The organism is Mesorhizobium japonicum MAFF 303099, from assembly GCF_000009625.1.
Taxonomy (GTDB): Bacteria; Pseudomonadota; Alphaproteobacteria; order Rhizobiales; family Rhizobiaceae; genus Mesorhizobium; species Mesorhizobium japonicum.
This window is the reverse complement of sequence record NC_002678.2, coordinates 4,593,389-4,618,451: the sequence shown is the minus strand read 5'-3', so window position 1 is coordinate 4,618,451 and position 25,063 is coordinate 4,593,389. Positions and strand designations below refer to the sequence as shown.

Genomic DNA, 25,063 nt, shown 5'->3' with positions numbered 1-25,063 from the left:
AAACAAGGCTGTGTTCGCGTTGCATTGAGGGAGGGGACAAGTGACTTCGACTTTTACCGTCCATGATGCCAGCGGCTATGAGAAGCTCATGGGCCGATGGAGCCAGAAGCTTCGCCGCTTTTCATAGATTTCGCGGGCATCTCGGCTGGCGAGAAGATCCTCGACGTCGGCTGCGGCACTGGCAGTCTGACATTTGCCCTGCTGAAGGCGGCTGACCTCAAGGAGATCACCGCCATCGACGATTCGCCGGTTTTCGTCGCTGAAACGATCAGGCGCAGCACTGATCCAAGAATAAAGGTTGAGCAGGGCGACGCCTGCGCGCTGGCCTTTGACGATGGAGCCTTCGATCGCGCGCTGGCGCTTCTGGTGCTGCATTTCGTCACCGACGCCGGCAAGGCTGTGGCCGAAATGCGCCGCGTCGTTCGGCCTGGCGGCGTCGTCGCCGCTTCTGTCTGGGATCATCTGGGAGGCATGCCGGGCATGCGCATGATGGTCGATACGGTTGCGGCGCTCAGCGAAGCCGGCCGCCAGTTTCGTGAGCGCTATTGCTTCCAACCCATGATGAGGCCGGGAGAGATGAAGGCGACCTTCATTGAGCAAGGGCTTCTGCAGGTTAGCGAGACGCAGCTGATGATCCGGATGGATTACAGCAATTTTGACGACTATTGGTCGCCGATGGTCGCAGGCGAGGGCCCGTTCGGCAAGTTCTTGTCGTCCCTCGATGCGCCGGATCGCGCGAGAGCCGAGGCGGCGGTGCGCGAAGCATATCAGGCCGGCCAGCCGGACGGACCGCGTTCCTTTGCCAATGTCGCCTGGGCTTGCCGGGGGATCGCGCCCTGAGAGCACCAAGAAGCCTGTCGCATCCGGCTGGGAGGGGGTGACAGTCCCTGGCCGAGGAAGGCGCTAGGAAGACTGGCGCGAGTTTTCCTCGTCCCGCGAGGCGCGTACTTCCGAGCCCTTTGGCGTTTCTGGCTCGGGCCGCTGCGGGTGCGCACCTGCCTCCAGCCCATGCGAATAAATCTGCGTCACCGGGAAGCGGCCGCACTTGCGCGATAGGACGTGCATCCGACCAGTTCACGTCCGCCGAGGCTGGCAGGTCTGTCGGCGACGCGGTCCCATACGGTCCACTGCAGGTTGGCCTCTTTCTGGCAAAAGAAGCGAGAATTGGGATTATCCGTTTTACTGATAAGGGGGTCCGGGATTTCTTCACCACTAAGTCACCAAGAAAAATGGTGCTGAGCTTGGGATGAAATAGTGTAGTTGCGAAATCATCGCCTTGATCGGAATCAAAAGATTCTGGCGTCCAATTTAGAACCAACACACTCAAGGCGACACAAAGGAGGCGCCAACACGCCTCACGTTGCGAAATCAGGCCGCCTGTTGCCACCGGTTTACAGCGCCGATCGAGGGTCTGAGATACGAGTGACCGCAGCGCTTGAGTTTTCTGGATTGTTGGCGGGGGCCATCCCGGGAAGCCGCGTAGTACGAGGAAAAAAGCCCGTCGGCTTCGGTCGGCGGGTTTTTCTTTGCTGCTTTGTCCGAATGGGGGGAAACGGCCAGTCCGCTATCGGGGCGAGCACGGCGTATAGCTGCCATTCGGCAGACGGGGCGTTCATCAATAAAGTGCGGCGAGGAACCCATGACGGAGGCTCCAGATATCCGGGCCGCCAATTGTAGGGAAGCGCTTATAGCGGCGATATTTCCGACGAGCGGACGCATTTCTACAGCGGCCCTGCCGCGATTCACCCTCCAGCACGGCGATGTCGAGTGGGCAGAGGGGGTGATAACACGATGTCTTCCTGCTGCTGGAGCAGGCTCCCCTTTTCGGCCAGTCGCTTGCGCCTCTTTTCGCGGAAGGCTGTCATGCCACAGCGGGTGATGCCATAGAACAACAGGCCAAAAACCAGCCCGAGTGGCACCGCACCGCACAGCATGGGCTTTAAGACCGGTGCCCACAGTTGCGAAATTGAAAGGGTCTGCAACATCTCACTCAGATGGGCCGGCCGTTCGTCACTTTGCATGTGGCCATGCAACATAATCTTGCCGGTCTCCCAAGTCGCTCCCACAACAAACGGGAGGGTCAGCGGATTGCCAAAGACAAATGTTCCTAGCCCTGCCGCCACCATGTTTCCTGAAATCAGCCAGCACACGATGGCGGCAATGGCGAAATGGGACCCTAGTGGAAAGAAAGACGCGAAAACCCCAGCCGCCACCCCCGCCGCGACGGCCGTTGGAGTGGCGTTCAGCCGGAGGATACGCTTTGAAACATACTGAAACGATCGCGAGAAGGAGCGGCGCGGCCACATATAAATGCGCAATCGTTCGAAGAGACCATCAGGATTTCGGCGTCTAAAGAGCACTCTCTTGCCCACTTCAAACGCGGTCGGTTGAACGGATGGACCTCGTCTCTGAAAAAACGCAGCCTGTGCTGCTTTGTTCCGAATATGCTGATCAACCGGTTGTCCGAAAGCGCAAGTGCGGATAGTCGGGCAACAGTTGGAAAAACCAAGGCTGAGAACCCGGCATAGTTTTGGACCGAGTTGAATGGGTAGAGCGTCTGGTTATCGGCATTCCGCCAATCCGCCCCTGCTTTTTGCGTGGTACCTGTCTTATTCTACTATTTTTGGCTCCAATAGACCCGCGCCATGAAGGTCGGCGGACCTAAGCGCACGTCGGGTCCATTGCGAGTGGGTATGGTCTCGGGGTTATAGGCCCGCAATGCCTACGTTATAGGCATATTAGCGTGCGCTCAACTACGACTGGAGTCCCCTGTCCTCAGAAAGCATGAGGAAAGGCTCTTGACGCAACCGCATACATCAGCGAGTTGTAATATAGGTGGGCGGCCGAGATCCTCGCAAGGGATTTACAGCCGTTTGCTTGCCCGCCGTCGAACCCCGGCGGCGGGCTCAAGAGATTGGTGGCAAGGCTATTCCGTCAAGCCAGGGTCGAAATGCACAATCCAATCGAACAGTGTGCGGTAAGGCTCTCGACCTCTTCATCGATGTCCTCACGCTTGATCCCGAGGGCTTTGGCGTCGGAAAATAGCTTGTGGGTGATCTCGGAAATAGAGACAGCATCCGGTTTCGTGGTCTCGGGCACGTTGTTGGCTATCCACTGATGCAGGAAGTTGATTCCGCGCGTGCTCATTGAGTCTAAAGCTCACTCGCGGTCTTAAGTTCCGCCTCACTCGACCGCGATAACCTTTCGTGCTGGCTTCTTTGCGGCCGCTGGCCGACGGTTAGCCCGCGCAGGCTTCTCAACCGCTTGCTCAACAGACAGCCGCTCTTCCCGGAGCAGCGCTGTCTTGACAATTCGGCTTTGACGCTACGCCTCAATCGCAATTTTAGCCTCACGATCGGCGCGCTCGAATCGTTCCTTGTCCACTCGTCTTCGGGTCATGGAAAGCCTCCGTTGGCTGACCGACCTTTGAATGTTGCCCCGCAAACAATGTTCTGTCGCACGATCAGGTTAGGTTCCTGTGCGTGGCGGCACCTGATCGAGGAGTGTAATCTCATCAGTGGGTGCTGGCAGTTCGCCATTTGGAGTCAGCTTGTCGACCGCCTCCGGCAGGTCTTTCGTGATCCTGGCAATCAGTTCGTCGCGCGACAGGCCAGTTTGCATGGAAAGCGATGTGAGAGTGTCCTCGTCTATCGCTGTTTCGACATCTTTCGGGTCGATCGGCTGGTTCGGGCCGCGACTGACCCACGAATCCACTTTCGACCCTGCTCCCGCATTCCTGAAGCGGTCGAGGATGTCCCCCAACGCCGTCCCCGAGACACTCTTGGATACCTGATCCAAGAGCCCGCCTTGAGGATTGTTCGGATCGGTATTTCCCCCACCGCGGATCAAGTCTCCGATCTTGTCGCGATTTTGATAGGCCAGAATGCCGAGTATGGCGACAGCCATTCTTCCAAGATTTGCCATTCGTTTTCCTCCTAGGGTCACAAGGAGAAGGTTTCGTGCTGGCAAAGGTTCCACCCGTTCGGGTCGACTAGAGCTCCCAATGCGTTCAGTCCGTCTCCAGCCGGAAATCCTGCAAGGAAGCGTGTCGCAGATCCTCTTCGCCGCACAAGTGCTTCACGCGGCCGATGATGGCCGCAACAAGGCGGGCGATATGACGGCTACGACTATGGGAGCAGTTCCCATTTCGAGCTAACAGTGACCGGCAACAGTGCCGAGCTTTACGACTACGGCGAGAGCGGATCCTTTTCTTTCTCGACTTGATTCTTGGAAGCTCTTCGATCCTGCGCGCCCGGACCGCCCGGACACGGCTCCCTGCGAGACTTCAAGATTTAAGAACCTAGCATCGACCGCAGGCGCGACAGCGGGCGCAGACACCGCTATGTTCGTAAACCATTTGGCTCTTCAATCCGCGCCGTTGCGAGGGCCGCTTTCGCCTTTTCGACCCACAGCGCCCGCGCGTGTTCTCCACCTTCGCTTTTGAGCTTGGCGGCGATCCAAAGCAGGGCGCCATAGATGGTGGCGCGATCGTCATTGGTCAGCTCGACGATGCCGGCTTTGGCGACGAGACCGCCGAGTTCGATCAGATGTCGGGTGCGTTTTCGGCGCTCGACCTGCCACGTGCGCATGTCATTGCGAGCCTGTGCCGCCTGCCGGCGATTGTGGGCTGCCCGGTTGTGCTGGAGCGCTGCGATTGTTGTGGTGAGATGCCGGAGCAGTTCGCCGGGACCTGCTTTCGAAAAACATCACTCCACGCTTGGCCCATGCCTCACGCTTTGAGGCGTCTTTCGTCTCAGCGATTGCGACCAGTGCGCCGGCCAGTTCGTCGGTGCTGAGCTGATCGGCGCCGGTGGCGATCACCAGTTCGCCAAGTTGCTGCACCTTTCGCGTTTTCAGCTCGCGCGCTTTTTCTTCCAGCGCCTTCAGTTCCGCGTCGAAGTCCCGTGGTTTCCGCATGGCTTTCTCCATTGATTGTCGATGTGGCAATGATAGGCGAGCGTGTGCCGGAAGGCTTCAGCGTTGCCGAGACAACCCGGGATGGGCTGGTCCATCCCGAGATTTTTTCGAGGGAGGGCGCGCTTATACGTCGTGCCGACGTCCGCTTTGCCGTGCAAATGATCTGGTCGCGATGGCGATCTATCATCTTCACGTCAAGGTCATTGGCCGCAAGGCCGGCTCAAGCGCTGTCGCGTCGGCCGCCTACCGTTCAGCGTCGCGGCTGCGCGACGAGCGCATCGAACGCAGCCACGACTTCTCCGCCAAGCGCGGTGTCGTCCATTCCGAGGTGATGCTGCCGGAGGATGCACCGGAGGCCTGGCGCGACCGCGAGAGGCTGTGGAACGATGTCGAGGCGTTCGAGGCACGCAAGGACGCGCAGCTTGCCCGCGAGGTCGAGTTTGCCCTGCCGCGCGAACTCGGCCAGGCGCAAGGCATCGAACTGGCGCGCGACTTTGTACAAGTCGAGTTTGTCAGCAAGGGCATGGCCGCCGATCTCAATGTGCATTGGGACAGGGCAGAGGATGGCAGTCCCAAGCCGCACGCTCATGTCATGCTGACCATGCGGGCCGTCGACGAGAATGGCTTTGGGGCGAAGGTTCGAGGCTGGAATGCTACCCAGCTGGTCGAGCGCTGGCGCGAGCGGTGGGCGGAGCTGGCCAATGAGCGCCTGGCCGATCTCGATATCGACGCACGCATAGACCATCGCAGTCTGGAAGCGCAGGGCATTGCGCTGGAGCCGCAAACCCAGATTGGTGCACCGGCTCAACGCATCGAGGGCAGTGGCCTTGCTGCTGGCGATAGTGAAGCAGATCGCGCCGAACTGCATCGCGAGATCGCGCGCAACAATGGTGCGCGCATCATTGCCGATCCATCCGTGGCACTCGATGCCATCACGCATCAGCAATCGACCTTCACCCGAAAAGACATCGCGAAGTTCTCGCATCGCCACAGCGATGGAATGGAGCAGTTCAACGCGGTCGTGGCAGCCATCGGCAACGCACCCCATCTGGTCGAACTCGGCAAGGACGGACGCGGCGAAGACCGTTTCACCACCAGGCAGATGATCGACACCGAACAGCGCCTTCACCGCGCTGCGGAGCGTATGGATTTGGACGAGCGTCACGCGGTGAGTGACGCATATCGCGAGGCAGTACTGGCCCGGGCTGCGCAACGCGGTCTTATCCTTTCGGGCGAGCAGACCGATGCGCTTGCGCATATCACCGACGGCCGCGGTCTTGGTGTCGTCGTCGGCTTTGCCGGAACGGGTAAGAGCGCCATGCTGGGCGTTGCGCGCCAGGCATGGGCAGCAGCGGGCTATGAGGTTCGAGGTGCGGCACTCTCCGGCATCGCCGCCGAGAATCTGGAAGGCGGTTCAGGCATCTCGTCACGCACCATAGCCAGTATGGAGCATGGGTGGGAACAGGGTAGGGATCTGCTCACCGCGCGCGATGTCCTGGTGATCGATGAGGCCGGCATGGTCGGCACGCGCCAGTTGGAGCGCGTGCTTTCCCATGCGGCTGACGTTGGCGCGAAGGTCGTGCTGGTCGGCGATCCGCAGCAGTTGCAGGCAATCGAAGCCGGCGCTGCATTCCGTTCCATCCATCAGCGACATGGCGGTGTCGAAATCGGCCAGGTGCGCCGGCAGCGCGAGGATTGGCAGCGTGACGCCACGCGCGATCTTGCAACCGGCAGGATCGGCGCCGCTATCAGCACCTACGACGTCCAAGGCATGGTGCATCAGGCTGTGACGCGCGACGAGGCGCGCAGTGATCTCGTCGAGCGCTGGGATCGCGACAGGCAGGCACAACCACAGGCAAGCCGGATCATTCTCACCCACACAAACGACGAAGTGCGCGCGCTCAACCAGGCAGCGCGTGAGCGCATGCGCGCTGCCGGCGATCTCGGCGACGACGTTCACGTGCATGTCGAGCGCGGTGCACGGACCTTCGCAGGCGGCGACCGTATCATGTTCCTGCGCAACGAGCGCGGTCTCGGCGTCAAGAACGGCACGCTCGGCGTTATCGAAGAGGTCAGTACACAAAGCATGACGGCGCGCACCGACGACGGCAGGTCCGTACGGTTCGATCTGAAAGATTACGCCCACATCGACCACGGCTATGCGGCCACCATCCACAAGGCGCAGGGCATGACCGTCGACCGGACCTATGTGCTCGCCACGCCTGGGATGGATGCGCATGGCAGCTACGTCGCCCTGTCGCGGCATCGCGACGGGATGAACCTGCACTACGGCGACGACGACTTCAGTACGCGGGAGCGGCTGGTCCGTGCGCTGTCACGGGACCGCGCCAAGGACATGGCGTCGGAATACGAGCGGATCGACCCGGCGCAGAGCTATGCCGAGCGGCGCGGCATCACGTTCCGCGAGCGCCTGGTCGAGATCGTGCGCCGGGTCGTTCCGGAGAAGTTGCGTGACAGGATCGGCGGACTGCTGGACGGGTTGCGCTCGCCTGGAGAAGCGGAGCCCATGCAGGAACGTGAACCTGGGCCGGGAAGGGAAAATGTTGGGGCGCGGATGGGAGGTGTTGGCGCCACGCCGGAAAGAGATCCTTCTGCCAGGGGAGTGTCGCGCGACACTGACTTGCCGGTGGACGGGGAAGCGGCGTTGCGCAGCGCTCGAACCCAGGCGCTTGTGCGTCACGCGCGCGCGCTCGACGCGATCCTCAGTACTGGAAATGCGGACGGGCAGGGCAGTCCCGACCAGCTGCGCGAATTGAGGGATGCCCGTAGCGCTTTCGAGAAGGTTCGGCCTCATGGCTGGCGCGATGCCGAAGCGGCCTACGTCAAGAATCCCGAGCTTGTCCGTGAAGCGGGGGCCGGCCGCGTCAGTCGCATCGTTCTTGCTCTCCAGCTTGAGACGGAAATCCGTACCGGTATGGACAACGATCCGGGCCGCCGCGCCGACCGTTTCGTGGAACGTTGGCAGAAGCTCCACCGGACAAGCCAGCACCAATACCAAGCCGGCGACATGTCCGGCTACAAGTCAACGCGTTCGGCGATGTCCGATATGGCCAAGAGCCTTGAACGCGACCCTCAACTTGAATCCCTACTGGCAAACCGCAAACGCGAGCTTGGCATCAACGTGGATTCGGGTCGTCGCTTGGGCGCGGAACTGGCGTTCAGCCATGGCATCGGCAAGGGGCGGGGCATTGGGATCTAAGGCATGCCGATTTGCCGCCGTTTCCACGCCGCAGCCGGCTGAGGCTACAAACCTGATTGTCTCCGGCAGGGGTTCGTCCTGTCTGTCCCAACAGAAATCAGCAACAACCAGTGAGGTGCAGGCAGTTATGTCCGAGCCGAATCGTATCATACGCCTCAAAACCGTCCTTGCCAGGACCGGCCTGTCCCGCTCAACCATCTATCGCAAGATTGGCGAAGGCACGTTCCCGGCTCAGATCAAGATCAGTGTCAACGGGGCGGGCTGGCGCGAATCCGATATCAATCGGTGGGTGGAGGATCCGGTATCTTGGAGGCCGAGGCGAGAGGGTGATTAAACCCGATGGTAGTGGGTCAGTTTGAAATTCCGCCCCGATCCTGGGGCAGTGTCTCAGTTTGAAATTGCCCGCATCATTCCTCGACCTCATAGGAACCCATAGGGCCAAGCATGGCAGCGACATAAGCGATAACATCGGATTGGATATCGTAGCGCGCGTGATAATAGGGGTCGGCGACTTTCAAGAGGCGATCTTTGGGCGTTTCCTGCGCATGGGCATGGAAAAACGCTAAGTGTTGAGCTGTGTCCAGGATCTCTCGCGTATTTCTGGACATTTGCTCGTCGTTATCCCGAAACGGATGCTTCATAACGAAGTGCATACGTTCAATGGCATCTGGGTATTTTGTCAGATGCAATCGCAGGAACTCTTCGATCTGGTGGTCACTGAACCTTCTCTGCATCAATTCAGTTTCTTTCGATAACGCGCACGAACCATCGGCTTCTCAGCCTCCTTCGCTTCGAGAGCTGGTGAAATGATGGCCTTTATCGCATCATGCCATGCTTTTTTCTGTGGATAATGGAACCGAACCATCGGTACGATTTTGGATTGGGTAATTTTGAGGGTATCGATCAATGCCCTCAATGGAGATTTCTACTTAGATTCAAATAGATAGCTTACACTTCGATTCCGCCTCTGGCACCATCACCTTATCAAGGAAAAATCAAGAACTTGACCCATGATGGGTGGGCACTCATACCCGATTTCATGTCGCGTCATGTTGCAAACTGCTACCATTGATTTCCAAGGGTTTCCTGCGACTATCGGCAAGTCCACGCGACATGGACGCGACACCGGCTGACTGTCCGGAGCAAACCGGTTCCGGTTTCTCAGGCTCGCCCTTCAACCCGGCATTTCTTGCAACGATCGGCATTACGCTGTTTGATCTTCAGCCGTCTGTGCCGAGATGCCGGACGAACCAATCCCGGTCACAGATGGTGACAAGGGAGGACCGTGAGATGCATGCCGTAGTCAGAAAGTTTAGTGGTACGGGTGCGAAGGAGCTGTTTGACCTGCTCGAAGCCAAAAAGGGAGATATCGAAGCCCTTTTGCGGAAGGTAAAGGGTTCACCGGTTATACATTGATGAGAACGAGCGATGGCGGACTTTCCGTGACCGTCTGCAAGGACAAGGCGGGCACCGATGAGAGTGTCGTTGTGGCCCGTGACTGGGTGAAGAAAAATGCGTCAGGAATCGGTGTCGCTCCGCCAACCCTGAGCGAGGGCTCGGTCATCTTGCATCTGAAATGACGACTATACGGGGCGAAGCAATCTGCTAGCCCCGCTTCGTAGACCCAGAAAACGACGAAACGCTCAACAATGAAAAAGCCCGCCACCGTGAGGCAGCGGGCGCTAGTTCGGGAGGAGTCACGAGCAACCCCATTTGCTCGTGGATAGTCAAACGGTACGCCTCGCTTGGCTGGATAATAAGCTCGCTCCGGTTGAAGGCTCCGCATATTCAAGCTGCGTGACTTTTCTGCCACAAGATACAGGAAGCCCGCCGCCGGCGGCAGCGGGCCGATGTCGGAGATGGTCGGAACTTCCGCTTTGGAAGTTCCTACCGGCCGGCGCGCTGGGGCGCGCCAGCCGTTTGGCGTCAAGCGTGGCGGATCTCGGTTCCCAGCACCTTCAGACATTCGCGGATGAACGCGGCAAGCGCCGTCCAGCCCTTGGCGGAAACCATCGTGCCGTCCACATAGGCATCGGTGGGAGACAGGTCGATGTAAGTGCCGCCGGCGAGCGTCACTTCGGGCTCGCAGGCCGCGAGAGCCCCAACCTTCTTGCCGCGGACGACGCCATCGACCGCGATCAGAATCTGGACGCCATGGCAAATCGTGAAGATCGGCTTTTTGGTCTCATGGAAATGGCGCACGATCGCCTGCACGCGCTTGTCGGTACGAATGTATTCCGGCCCGCGGCCGCCTGCGCAGTAGACAGCATGATACTGGTCGAGCTGTCTTTCGGCTTCCGAGAACGTCTTGTTGATCAGCGCGTAGTGGCCGAGCTTTTCAGTGTAAGTCTGGTCACCCTCGAAGTCGTGCAGCGAGGTCTTGATCAGGTCTCCGGCATTCTTGTCGGGGCACACCACATGAACCGTGTGGCCCACGGCCTCCATCGCCTGCTGATAGACGAAGATCTCGTATTCTTCGGTGAACTCACCGGTCAGCATCAATATTTTCTTGCCTGGCATGGCTCTTCCTCCTGTTGGGGCTGGGCAAGGCGCGGATCGCGCCTCGCCGGTCTTCGAAATCGCATCGGGTCAGAACGGCGGGTCCGGGAAATATGTGCTCGGCGCGCAGCACCGGTTCGACGGCGCCCGGCACGCCAGCAAAAGGCAGGGTGCTTCCTCCCTCTCCAGCGATGTTCGCGGCAATGGACATCGACTCCGACCTCAATCGAAGGCCGGAAGCAATCGATCGCGCGAATGCTCGATGTGGATGCGCATCGCCTTTTGGGCAGCATCGGGATCGGCCGCGCCGAACGCGGCGAGGATCGCCTCGTGTTCGTCGAGCGCTTCCTCGGTCACGCGGGCATGATACATCAGGCGGAAGATGTGGAAGTGGGTGTGCTGGTGGCTCAACGTCTGCCGAATGAGTTCGTTTTCGGAAAACTCCATGATCTTGTCGTGGAAGATCGCGTCCTGCCGGGCGAAATTCGAATAGCGCAGGCGCTCGTCCTTGCCTTCGCGCCGTGACATCACACCGGCTGCTTCCAGCAAAATGTTGAGCTTGGCTTCATCCATGGCAGCGGCGGCTTTCGCCGCGGCATGCGGCTCAAGCAGAAGGCGCATCTCGTACAATTCGTCGAAGCGGCGCCGCGTGATTTGCGGTGCCGCGCGATAGCCGATCAGGTGCGTCTTGAGCACCAGGCCTTCGCCTTCGAGGCGGCCGAGCGCCTCGCGGATCGGCGTGTGCGAGACGTTGAATTCCTTGACCAGGCTGTCGACGGTGATGCGCGAACCCGGCGCGATCTTCAGCGCCATCAGCTGCGCGAAGATCGCTTCATAGACATCCTCGACCAGGCTGTTCGAGCGCTGGATGCGACCGCCGGCAGCGGTCATTTCGGTCGTGTCGGTTGAGTTCGCGGCCTGCATTTTTTTACCTCTTGACAGTGCGGACTGCTAACACGATGCTCCAGCAGATACAATCCTATATCCTATACGATTTTAAAGCGGATATCTTTTTTCGAACCGTTACATAGGTGCTGAGGGTGTCCAGGCGCCGTTGCGGACAGATGGCGGATCCGTCGCGACAAGCCTTGTCAGTTCAGCCGCCTTCAAAGGACGAAAGATCATCATGAGCCTCTTCGCCGCCCTCCGGCTTCCGCGTGAAATCCTTTTCGGGAAAGGCCAGCGCCACGCACTGTCGACAGTCGCCGGCAGGTTCGGCCGGCACGCCCTGGTCTGTACCGACGAGCGTTTCGCCGGCACGGCGGTGTTCGCGGAAATTGTCCAATCGCTCCAGGCCGCCTCGATCGAGGTGCTGGTGCATGACCGCGTGCTTCCCGACGTGCCACGTGACAGCGTCGGCATTTGCGTCGACGAGGCCGAGAAATTCCAGCCCGAGATGGTGATCGGCATCGGCGGCGGCAGCTGCCTCGATTTCGCCAAATGCGCCGACTTGCTGCTCAGCCATGGCGGCAAGCTTCAGGACTACTATGGGGAGTTCAAGGTGCCCGGCCCGACGCTGCCGCTGATCGCCGTGCCCACGACAGCGGGCACCGGCTCCGAAGTGACGCCCGTCGCGGTGATCTCCGATCCGGATCGGACGCTCAAGGTCGGCATATCGAGCCCCTATCTAATCGCGGCAGTTGCCTTGTGCGACCCCGAACTGACGATGACCTGCCCCCCTGCCCTGACTGCGATAGCCGGCGCCGACGCCCTGACCCATGCGATCGAGGCCTTCACCGCGAAGCAGCGCGGCGAGGACCCCAGCCTGGCGCAACAGCATGTCTTCATCGGCAAGACCGCGCTGACCGACCATTTCGCCCTCCTGGCCATAAAGCTGCTGGGCCGCAGCCTGGAGAAAGCCTGCACCGACGGCACGGATGCCGATGCGCGCGCCGATGTGATGATGGGCGCACTGGCGGCGGGCTGCGCATTCGGCACCGCCGGCACTGCGGCGGCGCATGCCGTGCAATATCCCGCGGGCGCCCTCACCCACACCGCGCACGGATTGGGCGTGGCGACGATGATGCCTTACGTCATGACCTACAACAGCCGCGTGGTCGCCGCCGAAATGGCCGAGATCGGCGACGCGCTTGGCCTTGAGGCCAAGGGGCGGAGCGCCGAGGAGATGGCGGACGCCACCATCAAGGAAATCCGGCGGCTATTCACGGCGATCGGCATCACGCCGACGCTGGCCGATCTCGGCCTTCCCGCCGACAAGCTCGACTGGACCGCCGATCAGGCGCTCGGCATCGACCGCCTGATCAAGAACAACCCGCGCCCCTTCGATCTCACCGCCATGCGACGCCTGGTCCAGGCCGCCCATGACGGCGACCTCGCAGCCTGCGCCATGTAATCCACGGAACAAGACAATGAACCTTCCTCCCAATGCGTTGTGGATCGACCAGGACGACTATGATGTTCGCGGCTTTTCGCACGGACTCTACATCGACGGCAGATGGCGACCATCTTCCGATGGTCGGGTCATCGACGTCGTCGATCCTTCGTCGGGATCCGTGATTGCAGCGGTCCCCGATGCGACGCTCGAGGATGCCTTGGCCGCCGTCGATGCGGCGGCCAAGGCGGCGACGGCATGGAGAGAGACGGCGCCGCGCAAGCGCTCGGAAATCCTCAGGCGCTGTTTCGAACTCATGGTCGAGCGGTCGGAAACGCTCGCCATGCTGATCTCGCTGGAGAACGGCAAGGCTCTACGCGACGCGCGCGGCGAGGTTGCGTACGCCGCTGAGTTCTTCCGCTGGAACGCGGAAGAAGCGGTTCGCATCACCGGCGAGTTCGGCACCGCGCCGTCCGGCGCCAACCGCATCGTGGTCGACTATGAGCCGATCGGGATCTGCGTGCTGATCACGCCCTGGAATTTTCCTGCCGCGATGGCGACACGAAAGATCGCGCCGGCATTGGCGGCCGGTTGCACGGTGATCCTGAAGCCGGCCAGCGAAACGCCGCTGACGGCCTATGCGCTGGCCGCGCTCTACAGCGAAGCCGGCGTTCCGGCCGGCGTCGTCAATGTGCTCACCACGACCAGTCCCGGTCCGCTGACCTCGGCCATGCTGGCCGATCCGCGCGTCAGGAAGCTCTCTTTCACCGGCTCGACGGGCGTCGGACGAACCTTGCTTGGCGAAGCCGCCAAGCATGTGGTCTCCTGCTCGATGGAACTCGGCGGCAATGCACCGTTTGTCGTTTTCGACGATGCCGACCTCGATGCCGCGCTCGACGGTGCCATGATCGCAAAGATGCGCAATGCCGGCGAGGCCTGTACAGCCGCCAACCGCATCTATGTGCAGTCAGGCATCCATGACGCGTTCGCCGACGGCCTTCGCAAGCGCATGGCAGCTCTCAAGGTCGGACCGGGCATGAGTGCGGATACGGAGTGCGGGCCGATGATCACCAGAAAGGCGGTCGACAAGATCGACCGCCTGGTCAAGGACGCCGTGGGCCGGGGAGCCAAGGTGCTTTGCGGCGGCTCGATCCCGGAAGAGGAGGGCTTCTTTTATCCGCCGACGGTCCTGTCGCAGGTTCCGCCCGATGCTGACATGGCGCATGAGGAGATCTTCGGGCCGGTAGCGCCCGTCACGCGATTCGAGACCGAGGCCGAAGTCATCATGCACGCCAACAACACGGAATACGGCCTTGCCGCCTATATCTATACGCGCGATGTGGGCCGAGGATTGCGGGTGGCATCGAGGATCGAGGCCGGCATGATCGGCCTCAATCGGGGGCTGATGTCGGACCCTGCGGCGCCCTTCGGTGGCGTCAAGCAGAGCGGCCTGGGTCGCGAGGGCGGCCAGCACCACGGCATCGCCGAGTTCATGGAGGCGAAGTATATCGCCGTTACCTTCTGATCGGGCATCCATGCAGAAAGACCCCTTCCGCACCCGCGATCACGTTGCCGACTTCGATGACATCGTGGCCGATATCGTGGCGCGCAGCACCGCTACCCGGGCGACGCTGCCCATGGTGGCTAATGTCGCCTATGGCAACGGCGCGGCCGAGAGGCTCGACCTGTTCTTTCCGCCGGGCGGGCGCAAGAATATTCCGGTTCATGTTTTCATCCACGGCGGCTACTGGCGCATGTTTTCAAGGGGCGACTATTCCTATGTGGCGAACACAGTCACCAGAGCCGGTGCGATCGCCGTCATCGTCGATTATGCGCTAATGCCCGAGTTCAGGATGGCGGCGATCGTGGAACAGGTCCGGCGCGCCAAACAATGGGTGCTGGACAACATCGTCGACCATGGCGGCGATCCCGGCCGGATGAGCGTCAGCGGCCATTCGGCCGGAGCACACCTGGCTACATTCCTGTTCGAGAAGACGCCAGTGCCGTCACGCATCCGTGCAGCGCTGCTGCTGGGCGGCCTCTACGACCTGAAGCCTCTGCAGAAATCCTTCCTCGAGCCGTTGATCGGCATCACCGACGAGGAGGCAGCTGCCTTCACGCCAATGACGCGGCGGCATGACCCGAAGACGGCAGTGACCATTCTCGTCGGGGACCAAGAAACACCACCTTTTCACCAGCAAGCGGCCGACTTCGGAACGTTCTTGCGCGCGCAGGGCCACGGTGTCCGCGACCTCCGCCTGAATGACCGGAACCATATGAACAGCGTAAGGGATCTGGGCATCGTCGGCACGCAGGCTGGCGATTGCCTGATGCAGACGATTGAAACGACCCTCGTCTAGAGCAATTCCAGGAAAAGTGTGAGCGGTTTTCCCTCCGGAATTGCGTCAAAACAATGAGTTAGAGCGGTTCGCCGTTTCTGTGAAACGGTGTCCGCTCCAACGGAGCTTCGCTCTTCCTGCGAACAGAGCTTCAGCGGTCGTCTGCCGCTGAAGCAATGCAGCAACGCTCGATATGATCGAGCCCACCTGAGGCAATGCCGAGCCGACCCAAATGAGGAGGTCGCAGTGTGATGTGCACCGCTCAGTGGGCAGTTGCGCAACTTCAGGACTTGGCCCTGTTGCGCGACCAGGCGACTCGCCGAGCGAAACAGCTTTGCTCTCATTGGCCATTCAGCGGATTCGATTTGCTTGGTGATCCCTCACCCTTAGGGCAAACTCCCTGCCGGGGCTGCAGGAGGTGAAATGAGAGCACGCGCAGCAACGCTCGGGGATCTCGAGGATGTCTTTCATGGCCTGTCCAAGCGGATGTCGGAGGAATACGCGGCGGCCGGCAAGGACCGCAAGATCGCCTATGACAATCTGATGATGAATCTGAAGGAAGGCCGGGCGCACGCGCTGGTCGAGGGCGAGAAGGCCGTGGCGATCATCGCCTGGCATGAGAACAGCGACGCCGCCGATACGCTGTTTGCCGCGCAGGAGGACTTCTTCCGCGCCTCGACCGTGCGCTTCTGCAAGCGGCATATCAGGCACATCCAGGCGCTCGCCGGCAACCTTCCCATCCACTCGCGCAGCTGGCTGCAGGGTCCTGACGTCGCCCGATGGTTCGGCATTATCGGCTATGTCGAGCGCGGCCAGGAGAACGGCGCCAACCTGTTTGAGCTGCCGCCGGGCCGCGCCAGCTAAGGAACCCCTGGCTGACGGCAGGTGTTCCTCTTTGCCGCAAACGCCGAGTATGCCTCGCCATTGCCCGCGCAAATTCGTCGATGCGGGTCACCTCTTCGGCTCCAGGCGCGGTGGCCTTGCGAATTGCACACTCGGCCGCCTTGGACTGCCTCAGCAAGCGGCTTGCACAGGGCGACGATTGGCGGGATGTTACTGGGGGCAACCGGGGCCAAACCGGCAGGCCGAGATCGATATGGCTGCTGGAAAATGTCGCGAGCTTGCTTCGCCCTTTTTATCCTTGTTGCCTTGCTGATGCCGGTCGAGGCCAGCGAGCGCATGTCTCATCTGCTTGACCGCTCCAACCTGCCGATCTCCTATCTTCGCGAATCGGATCTTGTGACCGCATACACGACTGCAATGGCGCGCTTCCGTCTGCAGTTCGCAGGACGTGCCGGCGAAACCGATCTTGCGGTCTCTCTCGAACCATTGCTTTTGCGGGCGGAATTCCGCGCGCGGACCTGGCGCGCGGCGGACGGCAGCTTGTTGCAAGGCTTCGCCGGCAAGGGCGGCTTCCGATTGACTGTCGGCAACTGCCTGGCGCGTATCTGCGCTGCCAGCGAATGCAGCGATGCCGGTTGGCCGGTCTACGCCTGCAGCGACGGACGCAAGCGCAAGATGTCCGTCACGGATTTTGTGACGGCAAGCTTCGATGGCGTCCCCTATCGTCGATTGAGCGCCTCCCCTTCACAGGAATGAGGGCGCCAGGTGCCCAGCATCTTGCCGAGGCAGGCGTTCACCAAGGGCGGTATTCCTTTCCCGCACCGCGAACGCCTTCCCAGTCAAAAATTGCGCGCCTCACGCCCAGCGCTGCGACTCCCCGCCGCAGTCGCGCAGGGCGTTGCGGCGCTGAAATTGACGCTCGGCATCATCTTTTCCCCGCGAACTCGGTCCAAATAGAATAGAATGGTCGCGCGCCATCCGAACGCGGACACGTGTTGCATTTGAGACAGGCGGCCGGAAAACCGGTGACAAGCGTCGCCGGAACGTGTTGAAGGTGACGGGGGACCCAGAGAGGGACATGCGATCGGGTTGCGCTCGGCAAGTGTTGATGGTTTGTTGCCGGTCTGCGGAGAACGAGTGATGCGAGAATCGATCGGTCAAGACGAATATGGGTCGGCGAACCCCTTCGATCCGGACGACCTGCCCAATCTGAATGCGATCGGGCCAGGGATCGGCAACAATGATTTCGAGAAATACGCGGTCGCCGTGATCATCGTGTTCGGCGCCCTGATCATCGGCGGGCTGATGGCCGCGTCGATGACCTTCGGCCATCGCAACGGGTTCCTCTTCGCGCTTGGCGGCGCCACATCGGCCTGGATCTCCGGAAACGCGCTTCTGCTTGACCGGCCGCGCATCTACGCGCTGTTCGTCGGCATCGCCGCCCTGATGCTGATCGCATCGACCATCACGCTGGTTACCTGACGGTTCTTGTCGGGCCGTGAGCCTGTCCGGGAGTCCACGCCGGCATCAATATCCGAGCGCCTCGCCAGAGGCCGCCCGGCTGTCGATGGCGCCATTGTAGCGCGCGCCGCCGCCTTTCTCGATCTCCGCGAGGCTTTTGCCGCCGACCAAGATGCCGGCCGCCTGGCCCCAGGTCTGGTCGCCGAGATCAAGGTGGTAGCCCATGCCGGCCAACAGCCTTTCGGTGTCCGGCGACAGGCCGAACGGCTCGACATAGACCTTATCGGGCAGCCATTGATGGTGGATGCGCGGCGCGTCGATCGCTTCCTGGATGTTCATGCCATGGTCGATGACGTTGACGATCGCTTCAAGCGTGATGGTGATGATGCGCGAGCCGCCCGGGCTGCCGATGACCATGAACGGCTTGCCGTCCCTGGCCACGATGGTCGGGCTCATCGATGACAGCGGCGTCTTCTTCGGCTGAATGGCATTGGCCTCGCCCTGGACCAACCCATAGAGGTTAGGCACGCCCGGCTTCTGGGTGAAATCGTCCATCTCGTTGTTGAGTAGGATGCCGGTGCCGTCGGCGACGACGCCGGCGCCGAAGGAGCCGTTCAGCGTGTAGGTGACCGCGACCGCGTTGCCATCCTTGTCGATGATCGAATAGTGCGTCGTCTCCTTCGACTCGCCGAAACCCTTCGGCATCAGGTCCTGCGACACGCCGGCCCGGAACGGGTCGATCTTGTCGCGGATGCCCTTGGCGTAGGCTTTATCCAGCAATTTCGAGACCGGATTGTCGACGAAATCGGGATCGCCGAGCGCGGAGTTGCGGTCGACATAGGCATGGCGCATCGCCTCGACCATGACATGCACCGTCTCGGCCGAACCGGCGCCGAGATAAGACAGCGGGTAGCCTTCCAGCACGTTGAGGATTTCGCAGATGATGACGCCACCGGAGCTTGGCGGCGGCGAGGAAGTGATCTCATAGCCGCGATAGGAGCAAGTGACCGGTTTCAGTTCACGCACCGCATATTGCTCGAAATCCTGCTTGGCCAGGATGCCGCCCTTGGCGCCACTCGCCTTGACGATGGCGTCGGCGATGGCGCCCTTGTAGAAGGCGTCGGGACCTTTCTCGGATATCGCCGAAAGCGAGGCGGCAAGGTCCGGTTGGGTGAGCCGCTCGCCGATGCCGTAGGGCTTGCCATCGGGTTTCAGGAAGGCTGCGGCCGCGGCCGCGTTCTTCGCCAGCCGATCCGCGCTGCCGGCGAACGAGGCGGCATCGCCCTGATTGAGGATGAACCCATCCTTGGCATAGCCGATCGCCGGCGCCATCAGGTCTTGCCTTGAGAGTGTGCCATATTTCTCGCGCGCTATTTCGAAACCGGCCACCGAGCCCGGCACGCCGACGGCGAGATAGCCGTCGAGGCTGGCGCCCTTCACCGGATTGCCATCCTTGTCGAGATACATGGTCTTGGTCGCGGCCAGCGGCGCGCGCTCTCGAAAATCGAGGAAGGTCGATTTGCCATCGGCGAACCGGATGGTCATGAAGCCGCCGCCGCCGATATTGCCGGCATTGGGGTAGACGACGGCCAGCGCATAGCCGACGGCGACCGCCGCATCGACGGCATTGCCGCCCTTCTTCAAGACCTCGACGCCGACTTCCGACGCCAGGTGCTGGGCCGTGACCACCATGCCGTGCTCGCCCTTGGCCGGCGCCGGCGACGCGGCGAAGACGCTGGTCAATGGCGCCAGGGCAAAGGTGATGGAAAGACTGGCGGCGATCAGTGTCCGACGGGTGACGTGCATGGCGGGTTCTCCTGGCGGGGACGCCTAGAAGAACCCGTCGCTGCGGCCGTGTCCACCATCAACGATGGGCCAGGCGGATCAATTCGGATGTCAGGCGCGTCAGACAATCCCGCCGCTGCCGCCGGTGACAGCCGGGCGTTCGGCCGCGACCTTGGCGCGGTAGCCCGCCGCCCGGTAGGTGGCGACCGGATCGATGGCGCCCCCGGTTTTCAGCCGCGCCATGGCCAGGATCGGCTCGACATCGGTGCGGTAGGCCGCCTTCAGCGTCTGCGTCGCCATCAGCGCGTCATTGCCGTCCTGAAAACCTTCGAGCGCCTTGCGGTCGACCAGCAGCGCCTGCGCATAGGCGCGCTGCACCTCGACCGCCGACAGCATCAGGCTTTCGATCGGATCGGTGACGTTGTGGCTCTGGTCGAGCATGTGGGCGGGATCGAAACCTTCGGCGCCGGACAGTTCGGCATCGACCAGTTCGTTGAAGACCAGGAACAGCCGGTAAGGATCGATCGAACCGGCGTCGAGATCGTCGTCGCCATATTTCGAATCGTTGAAGTGGAAGCCGCCGAGTTTCTTGAACTGGATCAGCCGCGACACGATCATCTCGATGTTGACGTTCGGCGCATGGTGGCCGAGATCGACGAGGCAGAAAGCCCTGTCGCCCAATTCCTTGGCGATAAGGTAGTTGGTACCCCAGTCCTGCACGACCGTGGAATAGAAGGCCGGCTCGTACATCTTGTGTTCGGTGAACAGTTTCCAGTCGGCGGGCAGCCCGGCATAAACCGCCTTCATGGCGTCGAGGTAGCGCTCGAACGCTCTGGCGAAATTGACTTGGCCGGGAAAATTCGAGCCGTCGCCGATCCACACCGTCAGCGCCTTGGAGCCGAGCGTCTTGCCGATCTCGATGCATTCGAGATTGTGCTCGACCGCCTGCCGGCGGGTGCCGGCATCGGCATGCGACAGCGAGCCGAATTTGTAGGAGAGTTTCTGGTCGCGGGCATCGGAGAAGGTGTTGGAATTCATCGCGTCGAAGCCGAGGCCGAAGCGCGAGGCCGCCTGCTTCAGCCGGTTCGGGTCGGCCTTGTCCCACGGAATGTGCAACGAGACGGTCGGTGTCGCCTGCGTCAGCTGACTGATGACGGCGCAATCCTCGATCTTGTCGAAAATATCGCGCGGCTCGCCGGCGCCGGGAAAGCGGGCAAAGCGCGTGCCGCCGGTGCCGACGCCCCAGGAGGGGATGGCGACCGCAAATTTCTCGACCTTGGCGCGGATGGCGTCGATGGCAATGCCGCGACGGTCGAGACGCTCGCCGAGCGAGGCGTAGTCGCGCTCGAGGTCGGGCTTGCGGGCGGCGTTATTTTTTTCGACGACTTCGGCGGAAATGATGGTTTCGGACAAGTGCAGGTTCCTCCCAAGAATATGTTCGGCTGGCGCCGCCCCTCATCCGGCCCTTCGGCCCACCTTCTCCCCGTGAAACGGGGAGAAGGGAAGCGCTCCAAATCAGCGCGTAAAGCTCTGCGCGTTGCCGGCGTCGACGTTGATGATGTTGCCGGTCGACTTGGCCGACATGTCGGAGGCGAAGAAATAGATCGCTTCGGCGATGTCTTCCGGGAAGACCGAGCGCTTCAGCATCGAGCGCGAGCGATAATGTTCTTCGAGGTCGTCCGTGGACATCTTGTAGGCGGCGGCGCGCTGTTCCTTCCACTCGCCGGTCCAGATCTTGGAGCCGCGCAGCACGGCGTCCGGATTGACGACATTGACCCTGATCTGCGCTTCCGCGCCTTCCAGCGCCAGGCAACGGGCGAGATGGATCTCGGCGGCCTTGGCCGTGCAATAGGCGGCGGCATTCGGCGACGCGGCAAGGCCGTTCTTGGAGGCGACGAAGACGACATTGCCGCCGATCTTCTGCACCCGGAACAGCCGGAACGCTTCCCGCGAGACCAGGAAATAGCCGGTCGACAAGATGTCCATGTTCTTGTTCCACAGCGCCAGCGTCGTCTCCTCGATCGGCGCCGAGGAGGCGAGACCCGCGTTGGAGACCAGAATGTCGATGCCGCCGAACTCGACCGCCGTCTCGGCAAAGCCCGAGATCACCTGGTCTTCCGAGGTGACGTTGATCACCACCGGGCGGACGAAATCCTTGCCATAGGTTTTGGCCAGTTCCTCATTGGCGGTGGCCAGTGCAGCCTCGTCGATGTCGGCCAGCACCACGCAGGCGCCTTCGCGCAGCAGGCGATTGGCGGTCGCCCGGCCAATGCCGCCGGCGCCGCCGGTGACCAGCGCGATCTGGCCGGCGAGCGACTTCGGCTTCGGCATGCGCTGCAGCTTGAGATCCTCGAGCAGCCAGTATTCGATATCGAAGGCTTCCTGGGCGGGCAGGCCGACATAGGACGAGACAGTCGAGGCGCCGCGCATGACGTTGATGGCGTTGACGTAGAACTCGCCCGAGATGCGCGCCGTCGCCTTGTCGCCGGCGAAGGTGAACATGCCGACGCCAGGCATCAGATAGACCACGGCATTGGGATCGCGGATGGCGGGCGAGTCCGGATGCTTGCAGCTGTCGTAGTAGGCCTGGTAGCCGACGCGGTATTCGGCGATGTCGTCGGCGAGGCGCGCAATGACCGCATCGACATCAGGCTTTGCCGGGTCGAACTCGATCACCAGCGGGCGTATCTTGGTGCGCAGGAAATGGTCGGGGCATGAGGTGCCGAGTGCCGCCAGCGGTCGCAAATCCCTGGAGTTGACGAATTCGAGCACGGCGGCGGAATCGTCGAAATGGCCGAGCTTGTGGCTCCTTTCCGAGATCAGGCCGCGGATTTTCGGCATCAGTTTCGCCGCGATGGCGCGACGTTGCTTGGCATCGAGCGACTTGACCACTTCGCCGCCGAAGATGGCGAGGCCCTCGGAGCGGCGCTCGAACCACTCGATCGCCTGGTTGATCACCGAGATCGTCGTCTCGTAGCATTCCTTGGGCGTGTCGCCCCAAGTGAACAGGCCGTGGCTTTCGAGGATGACGCCCTTGGCGGCGGGGTGATCGAGGCAGAACTTCTCCAGCCATAGGCCAAGCTCGAAGCCTGGCCGCTTCCACGGCAGCCAGCCGATGGCGTCGCCGAAGATTTCTTTTGTCAACGCCCTGGAATCCTTCGCGGCGGCAATCGCGATGATGGCGTCGGGATGCATGTGGTCGACAAACGGCTTCGGCACATAGGCGTGCAACGGCGTGTCGATCGAGGCCGCGCGCGGATTGAGATTGAAGGTGCAGTGGGGCAGATATCCCACCATCTCGTCCTCATGCTCGACGCCGCGATAAAGGCCTTTCAGCGCGCGCAATTTGTCCATGTAGAGCGTGGCGAAGCCGTCGAGTTTGATCGAGGCGCTGTCGCCGCCCGAACCCTTGACCCACAGCACTTCGACAGTCTCGCCGCTGAGTGGATCCTTCTGCCATATCTTGGAGGACGTGTTGCCGCCGCCGTAGTTGGTGACGCGCTTGTCGGAACCCAGCGTGTTCGAGCGATAGACCAGAAGCTCGGGATCGCTCATCCCCTTGGCTTTCGCATCATCCCACAGATTGGCGAGGCGCGAGCCGGAGCGCTTGTCGAGCATAGGTATCCTCCCTGGGACGCAAGAAGCCGCAGTCCATTTTGCCCGGAATGTCTACGCAAGCGCCTCGCTTGTCAATCATAAACGATCAAGATCGATCATATTGCACTGCACAATGAAATTATATGATCGGAAATGATTGACACTGCTCGTTTTGAGTGCCTAGATGGCCAGGCAGGGAGGAACCATGCACGAAAAAGAGCGTCATAGGATCATTCTGTCCGCCGTCCAGGAAAAGCCTGTGGTGACGGTGCAGGAGATGGTCGACCTGACGGAGTCGTCCGAGGCGACGATCCGGCGCGATATCGCGGCTCTGCACGTGCAAAAGCGCCTGCGCCGGGTGCGCGGTGGCGCCGAGGCGATCTCGCCGCCGCAATTCATCGGCCTGGCCGGCCGGCCCTTTTCCGTCAACGAAACGATCAACGCTTCGCAGAAGCGGGCGATCGCCCGGGAAGCGGTCGAATTGTGCGGGGATGGCGAGCCGATCATCATCAATGGTGGCACCACCACTTTCCAGATGGTGCATTTCCTGACTGGGCGGCGCATGCCGATCTTCACCAATTCGTTCCCGATCGCCGAGCATCTGCTCAAGCACTCGAAGAACACGGTGATGCTGTCGGGCGGCACCATCTATCGCGAGCAGAACATCATCCTGTCGCCCTTCGACAATGACGTGACGCGCAATTTCTATGCGCGCCGCATGTTCATGGGCGCGCAAGGGTTGGGACCGCTCGGCCTGATGGAAGGCGACCCGCTGCTGATCCAGGCGGAGCAGAAGCTGATCGACCAGGCCGACGAGCTGGTGGTGCTGGTCGATTCCTCGAAATTCCGCAAGCGCTCCAGCCTGATCCTGTGCGGGTTGTCGCGCATCGCCACCGTCATCACCGATGACGGGATCGAGGATCGTGAAGCCAAGATGTTGGAGACCGCGGGCGTGACGCTGATCGTCGCCCGCAAGACGGCAAAGGAAGAATCTTCACTGCAGGCCTGAGACACTCACGCCCGCAGCGGCGATGGAATGCAACGCTCAAGGGAGGATATGCGATGAGCTTTTTGAAGAAATTGATGGTGACGGCCGCATTCTCGGCCGCCATGTTCGTGAATGCCGCCTATGCCGAGAACGTCAAGATCGCACTGGTGGTGAAGTCGCTCGGCAACGGCTTCTTCGACGCCGCCAACAAGGGCGCCGAAGAGGCGGCCAAGGAACTCGGCGATGTCGACATCATCTACACCGGCCCGACCAAGGCGACCGCCGAAGCGCAGATCGAAGTGGTCAACTCGCTGATCGCGCAAAAGGTCAACGCCATCGCCATTTCGGCCAATGACGCCGACGCGCTGGTGCCGGTGCTGAAGAAGGCCATGGAGCGCGGCATCACCGTCATCTCCTGGGATTCCGGTGTCGCCAAGGAAGGTCGCCAGCTGCATCTCAACCCGTCCGACACCGGCCTGATCGGCGAGACCATCATCAAGCTTGCCGCCGACTATCTGCCGGAAGGCGGCGATGTCGCCATCCTGTCGGCCTCCTCGACCGCGACCAACCAAAACGCCTGGATCGACGCGGCCAAGAAGGTGCTGCCGGAGAAGTTCCCCAAGATCAAGCTCGTCGCCACCGTCTATGGCGATGACGATTCGGCCAAGAGCACCGACGAAGCCAAGGGCCTGCTGAAGTCCTATCCGAACCTCAAGGCGATCATCGCGCCGACCACCGTCGGCGTCGTCGCCGCCGCCCAGGTCGTCACCGACGAGAAGCTGATCGGCAAGGTCAATGTCACCGGTCTGGCGCTGCCGTCCGAGTTCAAGAAGTTCATCGACAACGGCGCCAGCCAGGCGGTCGCGCTGTGGAACCCGATCGACCTCGGCTACTCGGCCGTCTACCTCGCCCACGACCTGGCGGTGAAGAAGGAAGAGGCCAAGCCCGGTGCGACGCTGTCGATCGGCCGCGTCGGCAAGGTCACGCTCGACGACTCGAACTCGGCCGCGATGGCTCCGCCCTTCCAGTTCGACAAGACCAACATCGAGAAGTTCTCCAAGATCTATTGATCTGGAGACCTT

23 protein-coding genes and 1 pseudogene are annotated in these 25,063 nt (G+C 61.4%); 11 read left to right on the top strand and 13 right to left on the bottom strand.

Annotated elements, in window-relative coordinates; translation table 11 throughout:
* Window positions 1-40: 40 nt before the first annotated feature.
* Window positions 41-840 (top strand): annotated as a pseudogene (locus MAFF_RS23470) (class I SAM-dependent methyltransferase).
* 902 nt (window positions 841-1,742) lie between these two features.
* Here the strand turns inward: MAFF_RS23470 and MAFF_RS23465 are convergent.
* From MAFF_RS23465 to MAFF_RS23445, 5 genes are all read right to left on the bottom strand, one after another.
* Window positions 1,743-2,360 carry a DUF2062 domain-containing protein gene (locus MAFF_RS23465; RefSeq protein ID WP_044551192.1) on the bottom strand — a complete coding sequence of 206 codons (618 nt, stop codon included), beginning with the start codon at window positions 2,358-2,360 and terminating at the stop codon, window positions 1,743-1,745.
* A gap of 574 nt (window positions 2,361-2,934) precedes the next feature.
* Complete coding sequence (locus MAFF_RS23460) at window positions 2,935-3,147, bottom strand: DUF768 domain-containing protein (RefSeq protein WP_010913462.1); 213 nt, start codon at window positions 3,145-3,147, stop codon at window positions 2,935-2,937.
* Between the two features lie 321 nt (window positions 3,148-3,468).
* On the bottom strand, window positions 3,469-3,924 hold the full coding sequence (locus tag MAFF_RS23455) for a YidB family protein (protein WP_044548931.1): 456 nt from the start codon (window positions 3,922-3,924) through the stop codon (window positions 3,469-3,471).
* 416 nt (window positions 3,925-4,340) lie between these two features.
* Window positions 4,341-4,589 (bottom strand): conjugal transfer protein TraD, encoded by a 249-nt coding sequence (locus MAFF_RS23450; RefSeq protein ID WP_044548930.1) that lies wholly within the window; start codon window positions 4,587-4,589, stop codon window positions 4,341-4,343.
* A gap of 1 nt (window position 4,590) precedes the next feature.
* Window positions 4,591-4,917: a conjugal transfer protein TraD gene (locus MAFF_RS23445; protein WP_044551190.1), complete on the bottom strand. Its 327-nt coding sequence runs from the start codon at window positions 4,915-4,917 to the stop codon at window positions 4,591-4,593.
* A gap of 172 nt (window positions 4,918-5,089) precedes the next feature.
* Here MAFF_RS23445 and traA point away from each other — a divergent pair, with 172 nt between their 5' ends.
* Together traA and MAFF_RS23435 are read left to right on the top strand one after the other, a co-directional pair.
* On the top strand, window positions 5,090-8,137 hold the full coding sequence (traA, locus tag MAFF_RS23440; RefSeq protein WP_010913459.1) for a Ti-type conjugative transfer relaxase TraA: 3,048 nt from the start codon (window positions 5,090-5,092) through the stop codon (window positions 8,135-8,137).
* Window positions 8,138-8,264: 127 nt separating this feature from the next.
* Window positions 8,265-8,471, top strand: coding sequence for a helix-turn-helix transcriptional regulator (locus tag MAFF_RS23435; protein ID WP_044548928.1), 207 nt, complete (start codon window positions 8,265-8,267; stop codon window positions 8,469-8,471).
* A 73-nt stretch (window positions 8,472-8,544) separates the two neighbouring features.
* On the opposite strand, the gene MAFF_RS23430 is transcribed toward MAFF_RS23435, so the two are convergent.
* The 5 genes from MAFF_RS23430 to MAFF_RS23415 all read right to left on the bottom strand — a co-directional run bounded on the left by MAFF_RS23430 (window position 8,545) and on the right by MAFF_RS23415 (window position 11,560).
* Complete coding sequence (locus tag MAFF_RS23430) at window positions 8,545-8,871, bottom strand: hypothetical protein (RefSeq protein WP_044548925.1); 327 nt, start codon at window positions 8,869-8,871, stop codon at window positions 8,545-8,547.
* On the bottom strand, window positions 8,871-9,044 hold the full coding sequence (locus tag MAFF_RS39195) for a hypothetical protein (protein WP_157866046.1): 174 nt from the start codon (window positions 9,042-9,044) through the stop codon (window positions 8,871-8,873). The genes MAFF_RS23430 and MAFF_RS39195 overlap by 1 nt, the downstream gene beginning before the upstream one ends.
* A 1,019-nt stretch (window positions 9,045-10,063) precedes the next feature.
* Window positions 10,064-10,657 carry a DJ-1/PfpI family protein gene (locus MAFF_RS23420; protein ID WP_010913455.1) on the bottom strand — a complete coding sequence of 198 codons (594 nt, stop codon included), beginning with the start codon at window positions 10,655-10,657 and terminating at the stop codon, window positions 10,064-10,066.
* Window positions 10,623-10,847 (bottom strand): hypothetical protein, encoded by a 225-nt coding sequence (locus tag MAFF_RS39190; protein ID WP_010913454.1) that lies wholly within the window; start codon window positions 10,845-10,847, stop codon window positions 10,623-10,625. The genes MAFF_RS23420 and MAFF_RS39190 overlap by 35 nt, the downstream gene beginning before the upstream one ends.
* 11 nt (window positions 10,848-10,858) lie before the next feature.
* The gene (locus MAFF_RS23415; RefSeq protein ID WP_010913453.1) at window positions 10,859-11,560 is read right to left on the bottom strand and encodes a GntR family transcriptional regulator; all 702 of its coding nucleotides are present in this window, start codon (window positions 11,558-11,560) and stop codon (window positions 10,859-10,861) included.
* Window positions 11,561-11,762: 202 nt separating this feature from the next.
* Here MAFF_RS23415 and MAFF_RS23410 point away from each other — a divergent pair, with 202 nt between their 5' ends.
* The 6 genes from MAFF_RS23410 to MAFF_RS23385 all read left to right on the top strand — a co-directional run bounded on the left by MAFF_RS23410 (window position 11,763) and on the right by MAFF_RS23385 (window position 17,632).
* On the top strand, window positions 11,763-12,989 hold the full coding sequence (locus tag MAFF_RS23410; RefSeq protein ID WP_010913452.1) for an iron-containing alcohol dehydrogenase: 1,227 nt from the start codon (window positions 11,763-11,765) through the stop codon (window positions 12,987-12,989).
* A gap of 16 nt (window positions 12,990-13,005) precedes the next feature.
* Window positions 13,006-14,493: an NAD-dependent succinate-semialdehyde dehydrogenase gene (locus tag MAFF_RS23405; protein WP_010913451.1), complete on the top strand. Its 1,488-nt coding sequence runs from the start codon at window positions 13,006-13,008 to the stop codon at window positions 14,491-14,493.
* A gap of 10 nt (window positions 14,494-14,503) precedes the next feature.
* Entirely contained in the window at window positions 14,504-15,328 is an 825-nt protein-coding gene (locus MAFF_RS23400) for an alpha/beta hydrolase (protein ID WP_044548921.1), read from the top strand.
* Window positions 15,329-15,730: 402 nt separating this feature from the next.
* Window positions 15,731-16,171, top strand: coding sequence for a hypothetical protein (locus MAFF_RS23395; protein ID WP_044548920.1), 441 nt, complete (start codon window positions 15,731-15,733; stop codon window positions 16,169-16,171).
* A 186-nt stretch (window positions 16,172-16,357) separates the two neighbouring features.
* Window positions 16,358-16,906, top strand: a complete 549-nt coding sequence (locus MAFF_RS23390; protein ID WP_244420592.1) for a hypothetical protein — start codon at window positions 16,358-16,360, stop codon at window positions 16,904-16,906.
* 384 nt (window positions 16,907-17,290) lie between these two features.
* Window positions 17,291-17,632 carry a hypothetical protein gene (locus MAFF_RS23385; RefSeq protein WP_080511918.1) on the top strand — a complete coding sequence of 114 codons (342 nt, stop codon included), beginning with the start codon at window positions 17,291-17,293 and terminating at the stop codon, window positions 17,630-17,632.
* Between the two features lie 45 nt (window positions 17,633-17,677).
* On the opposite strand, the gene ggt is transcribed toward MAFF_RS23385, so the two are convergent.
* The 3 genes from ggt to MAFF_RS23370 all read right to left on the bottom strand — a co-directional run bounded on the left by ggt (window position 17,678) and on the right by MAFF_RS23370 (window position 23,014).
* Window positions 17,678-19,417, bottom strand: coding sequence for a gamma-glutamyltransferase (gene ggt, locus MAFF_RS23380; protein WP_010913446.1), 1,740 nt, complete (start codon window positions 19,415-19,417; stop codon window positions 17,678-17,680).
* A 99-nt stretch (window positions 19,418-19,516) separates the two neighbouring features.
* Entirely contained in the window at window positions 19,517-20,809 is a 1,293-nt protein-coding gene (gene rhaI / locus MAFF_RS23375; protein WP_010913445.1) for an L-rhamnose catabolism isomerase, read from the bottom strand.
* A 102-nt stretch (window positions 20,810-20,911) separates the two neighbouring features.
* Window positions 20,912-23,014 carry a bifunctional rhamnulose-1-phosphate aldolase/short-chain dehydrogenase gene (locus MAFF_RS23370; protein ID WP_010913444.1) on the bottom strand — a complete coding sequence of 701 codons (2,103 nt, stop codon included), beginning with the start codon at window positions 23,012-23,014 and terminating at the stop codon, window positions 20,912-20,914.
* A 184-nt stretch (window positions 23,015-23,198) separates the two neighbouring features.
* Between MAFF_RS23370 and MAFF_RS23365 the strand changes: the two genes are divergently transcribed.
* A complete protein-coding gene (locus MAFF_RS23365) occupies window positions 23,199-24,002 on the top strand; it encodes a DeoR/GlpR family DNA-binding transcription regulator (RefSeq protein ID WP_010913443.1) in 804 nt (267 codons plus the stop codon).
* Window positions 24,003-24,055: 53 nt separating this feature from the next.
* Window positions 24,056-25,051 (top strand): rhamnose ABC transporter substrate-binding protein, encoded by a 996-nt coding sequence (gene rhaS / locus MAFF_RS23360; protein WP_010913442.1) that lies wholly within the window; start codon window positions 24,056-24,058, stop codon window positions 25,049-25,051.
* Window positions 25,052-25,063 lie beyond the last annotated feature (12 nt).

What these genes read in the sequence shown, in the direction of transcription:
- ggt (WP_010913446.1), bottom strand. Translation starts at nt 19,417, where the DNA reads ATGCACGTCACCCGTCGGACACTGATCGCCGCCAGTCTTTCCATCACC.
- MAFF_RS23390 (WP_244420592.1), top strand. Translation starts at nt 16,358, where the DNA reads ATGTTACTGGGGGCAACCGGGGCCAAACCGGCAGGCCGAGATCGATAT.
- MAFF_RS23415 (WP_010913453.1), bottom strand. Translation starts at nt 11,560, where the DNA reads ATGCAGGCCGCGAACTCAACCGACACGACCGAAATGACCGCTGCCGGC.
- MAFF_RS23435 (WP_044548928.1), top strand. Translation starts at nt 8,265, where the DNA reads ATGTCCGAGCCGAATCGTATCATACGCCTCAAAACCGTCCTTGCCAGG.
- MAFF_RS23445 (WP_044551190.1), bottom strand. Translation starts at nt 4,917, where the DNA reads ATGCGGAAACCACGGGACTTCGACGCGGAACTGAAGGCGCTGGAAGAA.
- MAFF_RS23395 (WP_044548920.1), top strand. Translation starts at nt 15,731, where the DNA reads ATGAGAGCACGCGCAGCAACGCTCGGGGATCTCGAGGATGTCTTTCAT.
- MAFF_RS23420 (WP_010913455.1), bottom strand. Translation starts at nt 10,657, where the DNA reads ATGCCAGGCAAGAAAATATTGATGCTGACCGGTGAGTTCACCGAAGAA.
- MAFF_RS23455 (WP_044548931.1), bottom strand. Translation starts at nt 3,924, where the DNA reads ATGGCAAATCTTGGAAGAATGGCTGTCGCCATACTCGGCATTCTGGCC.
- MAFF_RS23400 (WP_044548921.1), top strand. Translation starts at nt 14,504, where the DNA reads ATGCAGAAAGACCCCTTCCGCACCCGCGATCACGTTGCCGACTTCGAT.
- MAFF_RS23430 (WP_044548925.1), bottom strand. Translation starts at nt 8,871, where the DNA reads ATGCAGAGAAGGTTCAGTGACCACCAGATCGAAGAGTTCCTGCGATTG.
- MAFF_RS23405 (WP_010913451.1), top strand. Translation starts at nt 13,006, where the DNA reads ATGAACCTTCCTCCCAATGCGTTGTGGATCGACCAGGACGACTATGAT.
- MAFF_RS23460 (WP_010913462.1), bottom strand. Translation starts at nt 3,147, where the DNA reads ATGAGCACGCGCGGAATCAACTTCCTGCATCAGTGGATAGCCAACAAC.
- MAFF_RS23450 (WP_044548930.1), bottom strand. Translation starts at nt 4,589, where the DNA reads ATGCGCACGTGGCAGGTCGAGCGCCGAAAACGCACCCGACATCTGATC.
- rhaS (WP_010913442.1), top strand. Translation starts at nt 24,056, where the DNA reads ATGAGCTTTTTGAAGAAATTGATGGTGACGGCCGCATTCTCGGCCGCC.
- MAFF_RS39190 (WP_010913454.1), bottom strand. Translation starts at nt 10,847, where the DNA reads ATGTCCATTGCCGCGAACATCGCTGGAGAGGGAGGAAGCACCCTGCCT.
- MAFF_RS23370 (WP_010913444.1), bottom strand. Translation starts at nt 23,014, where the DNA reads ATGCTCGACAAGCGCTCCGGCTCGCGCCTCGCCAATCTGTGGGATGAT.
- traA (WP_010913459.1), top strand. Translation starts at nt 5,090, where the DNA reads ATGGCGATCTATCATCTTCACGTCAAGGTCATTGGCCGCAAGGCCGGC.
- MAFF_RS23410 (WP_010913452.1), top strand. Translation starts at nt 11,763, where the DNA reads ATGAGCCTCTTCGCCGCCCTCCGGCTTCCGCGTGAAATCCTTTTCGGG.
- MAFF_RS23385 (WP_080511918.1), top strand. Translation starts at nt 17,291, where the DNA reads ATGCGAGAATCGATCGGTCAAGACGAATATGGGTCGGCGAACCCCTTC.
- MAFF_RS23365 (WP_010913443.1), top strand. Translation starts at nt 23,199, where the DNA reads ATGCACGAAAAAGAGCGTCATAGGATCATTCTGTCCGCCGTCCAGGAA.